The sequence below is a fragment of the Cryobacterium sp. N21 genome (assembly GCF_002929575.1).
GTDB lineage: Bacteria > Actinomycetota > Actinomycetes > Actinomycetales > Microbacteriaceae > Cryobacterium > Cryobacterium flavum.
Window position 1 is genome coordinate 1 of record NZ_PJJQ01000001.1, and the last position, 1080, is coordinate 1080.

1 protein-coding gene is annotated in these 1080 nt (G+C 61.7%); it reads left to right on the top strand.

Translation table 11 applies throughout. From position 1 onward, the window contains the following. Positions 1–23: 23 nt before the first annotated feature. Complete coding sequence (locus CXY77_RS00005) at positions 24–1073, top strand: IS30 family transposase (RefSeq protein ID WP_104129357.1); 1050 nt, start codon at positions 24–26, stop codon at positions 1071–1073. Positions 1074–1080: the final 7 nt, after the last annotated feature.

Consider the following 1080-nt stretch of genomic DNA (forward strand, 5'->3'; position numbering starts at 1 on the left):
GGCGTCAAGCAACGGGTGGGCGGATCCCTCTTCCTGAGGCAGAGAGGTCTAGGCGGTACTTGTCCTTGGAGGAACGACTGCAGATCGCGGACTTGCACCTGGGTGGCACCGGTGTGCGGGCGATCGCTGCTCTGGTGGGCCGGTCTGCTGCCACGATCAGTCGAGAGCTCGCTCGAGGCGGGTCCAAGACTGGCCCGCAGGCACGGACGAAGTACGCCCCGTATGCGGCGCAGAAGCAGGCTGAGCTTCGCGGACGTCGTCCCAAGGCGAGCAAATTCGACCATTCGGAACTGGCTTTTTTGGTGCAGAAAAAGTTGTGCCTGAAATGGAGTCCGGAACAGATCAGTGACCATCTGGCTGCGGTGTTTCCCGATCGGCAGGAGATGCGAGTCAGTCCGGAAGCGATCTACCAGGCGCTTTATGGGGGCGGGCGGGGTGACTTGCGCGGTGATCTGCATCAGCATTTACGCACCGGCCGCGCCATCCGGCATCCGAGACGGCCCGCTGCGAAGAACTCGGGCAAGATCCCGGATATGACCATGATTAGCGAGAGGCCGGCGGAGGTTGAGGACCGAGCCGTGCCGGGGCATTGGGAAGGAGATCTAATCTTGGGGTCACACTGCCGGTCGGCGATCGCTACGTTGGTGGAGCGTCAGACGCGGTTCACCATGCTCGTCCACCTTCCCGGTGATCACGGCGCGATCACGGTTCGCGAGGGGCTGTTGGCCGCCATCAAGACTCTCCCCGAGCACTTGGTGAAGACTCTGACGTGGGACCAAGGAACCGAGCTGGCCCAGCACCGGCAGATCACGCTGGCCACCACGATAGCGATCTACTTCTGTGATCCACATTCGCCGTGGCAACGAGGCACCAACGAGAACACCAACGGGCTGCTGCGCCAATATTTCCCCAAAGGCACCGACTTATCCGTCCATTCGCCCGAGCGGCTACTCGAAGTCGCCACCGAACTCAACAATCGACCCCGCAAAACGCTCGGCGGCAGCACACCCGCTGAAGCCATGCAACGACTATTATCAGAGCCAGAAAAGCCCATCGTTGCGACGACCGGTTGAATCCGCC